Source organism: Streptomyces sp. adm13(2018) (assembly GCF_008042145.1).
Lineage (GTDB): Bacteria > Actinomycetota > Actinomycetes > Streptomycetales > Streptomycetaceae > Streptomyces.
The window spans coordinates 1-8,133 of record NZ_RDBH01000044.1 but is presented as its reverse complement, the minus strand read 5'-3'; the positions used below and the strand labels follow the sequence as shown (position 1 = coordinate 8,133).

Genomic DNA, 8,133 nt, shown 5'->3' with positions numbered 1-8,133 from the left:
ACCTGATCCGGCACCTGATCCGGCCCGTTACTCGTCCGGGCCCGGCCCGGGCCCGGACGAGTAACGGGCCGGATCAGGTGGGGCAGCCCCGGGTCAGGCCCATCCCGGCACCGGCTCGGCTCAGACCCGCAGCCGAAGCAGCTCCCGTACGCCCTCCTTGAGGCGGTCCGCCGACAGTTCCCGCTCGACCGCCAGGTGGTGCATGACGTCGGGTGAGAAGGACGCGAGCAGCAGGTGGGCGAGGAGCGTGCTGTCGGAGCCGGGCCGCAGGCGGCCGATGAGCAGGGCCACGTGGGTGTGCATCACGCGGTACGCGCCGCTGTGGTAGCGGGCGCGGGGCGCGGCGGAGTGCGCGGCGAGCAGGATCTCGCGCTGCTCGCCGACCCGGTCGACGAGCGCGTCGAGGAAGGCGTCGAGCCGCGCTTCGGCCGGGGCGCCGGGGCCGAGCGGCGGCGGGCCGCTCATGTACGCCTCCTGGAACTGGCGCTCGCGGTCGTCGAGGAGCGCCCACAGCAGCTGGGAGACGTCGCCGAAGCGGCGGTAGACGGTGCCGACGCCGATGCCGCTGGCGTGGGCGACCTGGTTCATGGTGACGGCCTGGGGGCCGTCCTCCGCGACGATCCGGGCGGCCGCGTCGAGGATCTTGCGCCGGTTGCGGGCGGCGTCGGCGCGCTCGGGTGCGGGGTTGTTCATGGCGGGGAGGAGGCCGAGCAGGGGTGTCGCCGGGTCTCCGGCCTGCGGGATCTCGGTGCTCATCTGCCGACTCCTGTTCCGGGCGCCGCCCATGCGCCCTGTCGCGCGTCGTGACGCGCTGTTTCGCTTCTCGCGCCCCGTCTCCCCCTTCCGGTAGCCCTCGGTGCGAGCATACCCGCTCCCCTTGCGAAGCGGATAGCCATCCGCTTAGCCTCGGGAGTATCGAAACGGAATCTGATCCGATTGAGGAGCTCGCCATGTCCGTGAAGGTCGCCGTCATCTACTACTCGGCCACGGGTGCCGTCCACCAGCTCGCCCAGGCCGTGGCCGAGGGCGCGGAGAAGGCCGGCGCCGAGGTGCGGCTGCGCCGGGTGCCGGAGCTCGCCCCGGACGCCGCGATCGACTCGAACCCGGCGTGGCGTGCGCACGTGGACGCCACCGGTGACGTGGAGGTGGCCACCCTGGAGGACCTGGAGTGGGCGGACGCGTACGCGCTCGGCTCACCGACCCGGTTCGGCAACGTGGCCGCGCAGCTGAAGCAGTACATCGACACCTGGGGCGGCCTCTGGCAGCGGGGCGTCATGGCGGACAAGCCCGCGACCGCCTTCACCAGCGCGCACAACCTGCACGGCGGCAACGAGTCGACGCTGCTCGCGCTCTACAACACGTTCCACCACTGGGGCTCGGTCATCGTCTCCCCCGGCTTCACCGACCCGGCGGTCTACGCGGCCGGCGGCAACCCGTACGGCACCGCCCACCCGGGGGCCAACGGCGCCCCGGCGGAGAACGTCCTGGAGGCGGCCCGCTACCAGGGCCGCCGCCTGACGACGATCGCGAAGCGCCTGAGGGGCCTCGCGACGGACTGACGGACCCGCCTGCCCGGAGCGGACGCGGACGTGCCCCGGGGCGGGTCCGCGTCCGGCGCTCTCAGGCCAGGGACAGTCCGGGGCTCTCAGGCCAGGGGCGGGTCCGGCGCTCTCAGGCCAGGGACAGGAAGAGCTTCTCCAGCCGGGCGCGCATGGCGTCACGGTCCTCGCCGTTCCGGCGGGCGTCCTCGACGTCGGTCAGACACTGCTGGAGACCGGTCGCGATGATCGCGAACCCGGCCCGGTCGAGGGCCCGGGAGGCGGCGGCCAACTGGGTCACGACCTCCTCGCAGTCACGACCCTCCTCGATCATCCGGATCACCCCGGAGATCTGCCCCTGAGCACGCCGGAGCCGGTTCAGTACCGCCTTCAGCTCCGCGCCGGCGAGATCCAGTTCCACAGCCACTCCTCACAGATACCCCAGGGGGTAATTTACTCCCCGCTCGGGGCCCCGTCGAAGACCAAGGATGACACCTACGCCCCGAGACGGCCCCGGAGGAGGACCGGACAGGGGCGGGGGCGGCGGAGTGTCGGAGCAGGTCAGAGCCTTGCCGGACGGCGGTTCAGCGGGCGCCGGCCCCCCGCTCAGAGCGGATCGAGGACCATGAGCACCTCGTCCCGGTCGTCCCCGGGCGCCAGCCGGAGGGCCCCGGGCCAGCGACCGACCTCACGCCACCCGAGCCGCCCGTAGAACGTCTCCAGGCCGGCGCCGCCGCGCGCGGCGAGACGGAGCTGTTCGAGCCCCATCTCGTCGCGGGCGATCTCCCGTACACGACGCACGAGGGCGGCCCCGACCCCGCGCCCCCGCAGACCCGTCCGGGTCTGGACGTGGTGCAGCGACCCCCAGTGCGCGACGAGCCGGAAGTCGTCCCGGCGGACGACGAGCCAGCCGGCGAGGCCGCCGTCGGCCGTGGCCACCAGGAGGCGGCTCGTCGCGGGGTCGAGGCCCGAGACGAGGGAGTCGACCGCGGGACCGACAAGGCCGGCGTCGACGGGCGGGAAGGGGAAACCGGCCGCCCCGCCCGCGTTCGTCACCTCGATCCAGCAGTCGCGGAGCTCCCGGCCGAGCTGAGGGGAGACGTCCTCCGGAGCGGTGAACTGCTGCAGTGCGAGGGGTCCGATGTCCACGAGGCGGATCCTCGCACCCGGCACGGACAGCGCCCGGTGCGAGGAAGCCGTTCCGCGGGATCCGCGACCCCGGTCAGTCCTCCGCAGCCAGTCCTCCGCAGTCAGTTCTCCGCGGTCGTTCCTCCCCGGTCAGTCCTGCTGCGGGCCGGTCTCGTCGACCGGGCGGATGACCACCGCGTACTCCGGGGCGCCGGCCGGCTGCGGGCAGCGGGCGACCTGGGCGGCGATCTCCGTCACGCGCTCCAGGGAGGCGCAGTCGAGGAGCCAGAAGCCCGCGATGACCTCCTTGGTCTCCGCGTAGGGGCCGTCCGTGACGACCGGCCTGCCGTCGCCGTCCACCGTCACGAACCGGGTCGTCGACGGGGACGCGAGCCCCTGGGCGTCGAGCATCTCGCCCTTCGCCGCCAGCTCCTCGTTGATCGCGTTCATGTGCGCGAACATCGCGTCGAGGTCCGGCTTCGTCCAGGCCGGGCCGCTGTCGGTGGGGCGGCCCACCATGGCCTCGTAGTCGGCCGCACTGCCCTGCACCATCACCAGGTACTTCATGACGTCCTCCTGGTCCTCTCGTCCTGCTCCGGTCCCGCCGTTTCCCTGCGGGGCGGGGTTCCGCGTACTGCCTCTCGCAGGACAGTCGGAGCGACGGGCCGCTTCTCGACACCGCGCGGGCACCGACGGGAAAACCAGGAGAAATCACCCGCCCGCACCATGATTCCGGTGTGAACGCCTTCAGCTACTCCGCCGCCTTCATCACCTTCTTCTCCGTCGTCGGCCCCCCGAAGGTCCTCCTCGCCTTCGCCGGCCTCGCCCAGGTCCACCCGGCCCGCCAACTGCGGACCATCGCCCTCATCTCCTCGGGCGCGGCCGTCCTCGTGGGCCTGGTCATCGGCATCACCGCCCCCTGGCTGCTGGACGTCTTCCACATCAGCACCCCCGCCCTCCAGCTCGCCGGCGGCGTCATCTTCTTCATCTACGCCGTCGGGCTCGTCCTCGGCCTCCACCTCGGCGCCGGCACCGCACCCCAGGACGCCCCCGACCTGGCCAGCGGCGTACGCGAACTGCTGATCCCGTACGTGGTCAGCCCGCTGGCCATGACCGCCGTGCTCATCGAGGCCGCCGCCCGCGACTCCTTCACCTGGCGCTCGACCGTCGCCGGCGCGTACGTGTCCGTCATCGCGCTCGACCTGATCTGCGTCCTGGTCCTCGGCCGCGTCCTGCGCCGCACCCACCACGCCACGATCGAGGTCCTCGGCCGCCTCCTCGGCCTGCTGCTCGCCGCCGTCGGCGTCGACCTGGTCCTCGACGGCCTCGGTCATGGCCAGCGGGCTGACCAGCGGGCTGACCACGTACGGGATCAGCAGTTCGCGTACGCCGCTGGCCAGGTCGGGGGCGGCTCCGCCTCCGCGTCGACCGCCCGCCCCGCCGCCGTCCCCACGTCCGCCAGGAGCCGGGTCGCGATCTCGCCGTCCGGGCGCTGCGCCCAGCCGCCGACGATCCGGCCGTCCCACCAGACCGTCGGCCCGATGTTCCCGCTGCGGTCGTACAGCGCCGCCCGGTGCTCCGGGTCCAGATACCAGTCACGGCCCTGCCAGCCCATCGCCGTCGGGTCGAGCGCGGGCAGCAGCGCCGCCCACGGCTCGGCCCCGGCCGACCCGGGGTCCACGGGGTCGAAGTCGTCGGGCAGCACGAACCCGGTCCCCTCGTCGAGGGTCACCGGCAGCGCCCCCACGGCGGCGAGCGCCGTGCGCACATCGGTCACCTTCCACCCCGTCCACCACTTCAGATCCGCCTCGGTGGCGGGTCCGCAGGCCCGGAGCCACCGCCCGATCAGCTCGGCCCGCCCCGCGGCGGGACCCGGATCCTCCCCGGGGCGCGGACCGGCCGGCCGCGCCCACCGGAACCGGCTGGACGTCCACCCGCCCTGGGGACGGCCCCGTACGATCCGCCCCTCCATGCCCAGCACCCGCAGCACCCGGCTCGCGACGGACTGGACCCCTTCCTGCCGGGTGCCCTTCCCGTACACGTACGTCGACCTCAACACCGGTACGGCCCGACCGAGTTCGGCGCCCGTCGCCTCGCCCCGCGCGGTCAGCTCGGCGAGGACGAGCCGCTCGGTCTCCGCGAGCCATGCGGCGTCGTAGTCGCTGCCGGCCGCCAAGTGCTGGAGGAGGGAGGCCCGTTCGCGTACGGCGGCCGGGMCCGTCGTCGAGGCCTGGACGGCGGGGGCGAGCACGGCCGGAAGGACGAAGACGGTGTGCCGCATGCCGTGCATACGGACCAGGGAGCGGTCCTCGTACAGCGCGCGCTCGACGTCCGCGACGGGCCCGGCCGACCCGGCCAGCCGCGCCCCCACGGCGAGGAACACACTGGCCGGGTCCGTCCCGTGCAGCGCGACGAGCGACTCGGCGACCTCCTCGGCCGACCCGGCACGCGCGCCGCCGGCCAACCGGTGCCGCACCCCGAGCCGCGCCCTGCGCTCGGCGCCGCCGATCGCCCTCACGGCACCCTTGGTCCCTGCGGCTCTCCCGGTCCGTGCCGGCCTCGCCGTTTCCGCCTTCCGCACCTCACTCATGCGGCCAAGCATGGCCCGGGGCACGACGCCACGCACGGGACCACGTACGCGGCAGGGACCCTGCGCGACAGCGCCCTACTCCGCCGCCGCCCGCTCCTCCACCGGCCTCCGCCGCAGCGCGGGCCGGGTGAGGGAGGGCGGCTGCCAGGCGCCGTCCGCGCGGTAGAGGTCCGTGCCGGGCGGCACGATCGCGTCGATCCGGTCCAGTACCTCGTCGGTGAGGACGAGCGACGCGCCCTTCAGCAGCCCGTCCAGCTGGTCCATCGTCCGCGGCCCGATGATCACGGAGGTCACGGCCGGGTGTGCGGCGGCGAAGGCGAGGGCCAGTTCGGGCAGCGAGCAGCCGATCTCGTCGGCGAGGGCGACGAACTCCTCGACGGCGTCGAGCTTTGCGGCGTTGCCGGGCAGGTCCGGGTCGAAGCGGTGCGGGGTGAGCGCGGCCCGTCCGCGGCTGAGGTCGATCGGCCGGCCCTTGCGGTACGCGCCGGTGAGGAAGCCGGAGGCGAGCGGCGACCAGGTCAGGACGCCCATCCCGTACCGCTGGGCGACCGGCAGGACGGAGGTCTCGATCCCGCGGGCGAGCAGCGAGTACGGCGGCTGCTCGGTGCGGAAGCGGCGCAGGCCGCGTCGCTCGGCGACGGCGTGGGCCTCGACGATCTCGGCGGCGGGGAAGGTGGAGCAGCCGAACGCCCGGATCTTGCCCTGGCCGACGAGGTCGCCGAGGACGTCCAGGGTCTCCTCGATGTCCGTACGGTGGTCGGGCCGGTGGACCTGGTAGAGGTCGATCCAGTCGGTACCGAGCCGCCTGAGGCTGTTCTCGACCGCGCGGGTGATCCAACGGCGGGAGAGGCCACCGCGGTTGGGGCCCTCGCCGCCGACGGGGAAGTACACCTTGGTGGCGAGGACGGTCGACTCCCGCCGGTGGGAGTCGCGCAGTGCCTTGCCGACGATCTCCTCGGACTCGCCGGAGGAGTACATGTCGGCGGTGTCCACGAAGTTGACGCCCCGGTCGAGGGCGGCGTGGATGACCCGTACGGAATCCTGGTGGTCAGGATTGCCGACGGCCCCGAACATCATCGTGCCGAGGCAGTACGTACTGACTTCGAACCCGGTCCCGCCGAGTACCCGATAGCGCATGCGCGCACTCTAGGAACTGGAGTGCGCTCCAAGGCAAGCCCCCGGCCGGCCGCGGCCGATGTTCAACGAACGTCGCCCTCAAGGAAGTCGACGACCAGCCGGTGGAGAAGGCCGGGCCGCTCCAGATGCACGTCGTGGCCGGTGCCGGGAAGGCTGGTGCCGCGCAGCGCGGGCAGGCGGCGGGCCATCTCCGCGTACTCCGCCCCGCCGATGATCCCGCCGTGCCCGCCCCGTCCGAGGACGGCGAGGACGGGGCAGCGGACGGCGGCCCACTCGTCCCAGAAGGAGCGGCGGGTGCTGTCGTCGAGGGACCGGACCATGACCTCGGGGTCGAAGCGCGGCCACAGCCCGTCGGCCCGCTCCTCCAGACCGCGCGCCCAGCCCTCGCCCACGGCGTCGGTGCCGCCGCCGAGGTACGCGACGGCCGCCGCCCGCGTGGGGAACGGCACCGGCCAGGCCCGGAGCCAGCTCGCGATCTGCTCCTGGACACCGGGGTCGGTCCCGCCGGGCCCGGCCTCGACGAGGACGAGGGCGCGGAGCAGGCCGGGGTGGGCGGCGGCGGTGAGGAGCGCGGTGCTCCCGCCCAGGGACTGTCCGACCAGGACGGGCCGGTCGAGACCGAGCCGGTCGATGACGGCGACGGCGTCGGCGACGTACGCGGCCCGGGAGACGTCGCCGTCGGCGGGCTGCCGCTCGCTGAGGCCGTGCCCGCGCTGGTCGAGGGCGACGACGCGGAAGCCGGAGTCGCGCAGGAGCCGGGCCGTGTCGTCCCACTCGCCGGCGTGCCCGGCGAGCCCGTGCAGCAGGAGCACGTCGATCGGGCCGCCCGGGGTCCTCGGGTCTCCTGCCGCCTTCTCGTCGCCGGAGCCGGCCGGGCTGCCCCAGTCGCGGCAGGACAGCCGTACGCCGTCACGGTGCACGAGCCGCTCTGACCAGGGGAGAGCGGAGAAGGATGTCATCCCTCCATGATCCCTTACGGGTTGAGGAGCTGATCGGCGACGGCGGTACGGGCGTAGAGGACGGAACGCCCGCTGCGGTGGGCGGTGACGAGCCCGGCGTTGCGCAGGGCGATGAGGTGCTGGGAGACGCCGGCGGCGGACAGCCCGCAGTGGGCGGCGAGCTGGGTGGTCGACGCGGGGGTGTCCAGCTCGGTGAGGAGCAGGGTGCGGGAACGCCCGAGGACGGCGGCGACGGCCTCGGTGGCGGCGGAGGTACGGGGCTCCCAGACGGCGCCGAATCCTCGCGCCGGGTAGGCGAGTTGGGGCGGGTCGGGGTGGACGGACCGGGTGAGGACCCGGGGCCAGGCGAACACGGAGGGGACGAGCAGCAGCCCGGATCCGGCCTGTTCGCGGCTGAGGGCGCAGTGCCGGCGTACGAGCCGCAGGGTGCCGTCGTCCCAGCGCACGGTCTCGTGCAGTTCGCTCAGCACACGGGCCGACCCGTGCTCGGCGACCTGCCGGGCCCGATGGAAGACGTCGGCCTCCAGGACGTGCTGGATGCGGGCCCAGTAGGGGGCGAGGGCGAGCTCCCAGTAGGTCTCGATCTCGTCGACGACCTTGCGGAGGACGGCGGGAGGGTCGTCGTGAAGCAGCCGGAGCCGGGCGGGGTGCTCGCCCTCCGTGAGCGGGCGGAGGTCTTTCCGGACCTGCTCGGCGGGCCGACGACGGAGAAGAAGGTGATGAAGGCGGCGGAGTAGCTGAAGGCGTTCACACCGGAATCATGGTGCGGGCGGGTGATTTC

Annotated in this window: 10 protein-coding genes and 1 pseudogene; 3 read left to right on the top strand and 8 right to left on the bottom strand. The window is 73.7% G+C overall.

Annotated elements, in window-relative coordinates; genetic code table 11:
* Positions 1–120: 120 nt before the first annotated feature.
* On the bottom strand, positions 121–756 hold the full coding sequence (locus tag EAO70_RS03760; protein WP_148001595.1) for a TetR/AcrR family transcriptional regulator: 636 nt from the start codon (positions 754–756) through the stop codon (positions 121–123).
* Between the two features lie 194 nt (positions 757–950).
* On the opposite strand from EAO70_RS03760, the gene wrbA reads away from it, so the two are divergent.
* A complete protein-coding gene (gene wrbA / locus EAO70_RS03755) occupies positions 951–1,559 on the top strand; it encodes an NAD(P)H:quinone oxidoreductase (protein ID WP_148001594.1) in 609 nt (202 codons plus the stop codon).
* Positions 1,560–1,671: 112 nt separating this feature from the next.
* Here wrbA and EAO70_RS03750 read toward each other — a convergent pair whose 3' ends face one another.
* The 3 genes from EAO70_RS03750 to EAO70_RS03740 form a co-directional block, all read right to left on the bottom strand.
* The gene (locus EAO70_RS03750; RefSeq protein WP_148001593.1) at positions 1,672–1,959 is read right to left on the bottom strand and encodes a metal-sensitive transcriptional regulator; all 288 of its coding nucleotides are present in this window, start codon (positions 1,957–1,959) and stop codon (positions 1,672–1,674) included.
* 185 nt (positions 1,960–2,144) lie between these two features.
* Entirely contained in the window at positions 2,145–2,687 is a 543-nt protein-coding gene (locus tag EAO70_RS03745) for a GNAT family N-acetyltransferase (RefSeq protein WP_148001592.1), read from the bottom strand.
* Positions 2,688–2,816: 129 nt separating this feature from the next.
* Complete coding sequence (locus tag EAO70_RS03740; RefSeq protein WP_148001591.1) at positions 2,817–3,233, bottom strand: YciI family protein; 417 nt, start codon at positions 3,231–3,233, stop codon at positions 2,817–2,819.
* 170 nt (positions 3,234–3,403) lie between these two features.
* Here EAO70_RS03740 and EAO70_RS03735 point away from each other — a divergent pair.
* A pseudogene (locus tag EAO70_RS03735) lies at positions 3,404–3,934 on the top strand (MarC family protein); the annotation flags it as partial.
* A gap of 104 nt (positions 3,935–4,038) precedes the next feature.
* Here EAO70_RS03735 and EAO70_RS03730 read toward each other — a convergent pair.
* The 4 genes from EAO70_RS03730 to EAO70_RS03715 all read right to left on the bottom strand — a co-directional run bounded on the left by EAO70_RS03730 (position 4,039) and on the right by EAO70_RS03715 (position 7,936).
* Positions 4,039–5,184: a winged helix DNA-binding domain-containing protein gene (locus tag EAO70_RS03730; RefSeq protein WP_261992635.1), complete on the bottom strand. Its 1,146-nt coding sequence runs from the start codon at positions 5,182–5,184 to the stop codon at positions 4,039–4,041.
* A 147-nt stretch (positions 5,185–5,331) separates the two neighbouring features.
* On the bottom strand, positions 5,332–6,393 hold the full coding sequence (locus EAO70_RS03725) for an aldo/keto reductase (RefSeq protein WP_148001590.1): 1,062 nt from the start codon (positions 6,391–6,393) through the stop codon (positions 5,332–5,334).
* A gap of 62 nt (positions 6,394–6,455) precedes the next feature.
* Positions 6,456–7,352, bottom strand: a complete 897-nt coding sequence (locus EAO70_RS03720) for an alpha/beta fold hydrolase (RefSeq protein WP_148001589.1) — start codon at positions 7,350–7,352, stop codon at positions 6,456–6,458.
* Positions 7,353–7,366: 14 nt separating this feature from the next.
* Positions 7,367–7,936, bottom strand: a complete 570-nt coding sequence (locus tag EAO70_RS03715; RefSeq protein WP_261992636.1) for an ArsR/SmtB family transcription factor — start codon at positions 7,934–7,936, stop codon at positions 7,367–7,369.
* Here EAO70_RS03715 and EAO70_RS38805 point away from each other — a divergent pair.
* Positions 7,835–8,089: a hypothetical protein gene (locus tag EAO70_RS38805; protein ID WP_261992634.1), complete on the top strand. Its 255-nt coding sequence runs from the start codon at positions 7,835–7,837 to the stop codon at positions 8,087–8,089. The genes EAO70_RS03715 and EAO70_RS38805 overlap by 102 nt on opposite strands.
* Positions 8,090–8,133: the final 44 nt, after the last annotated feature.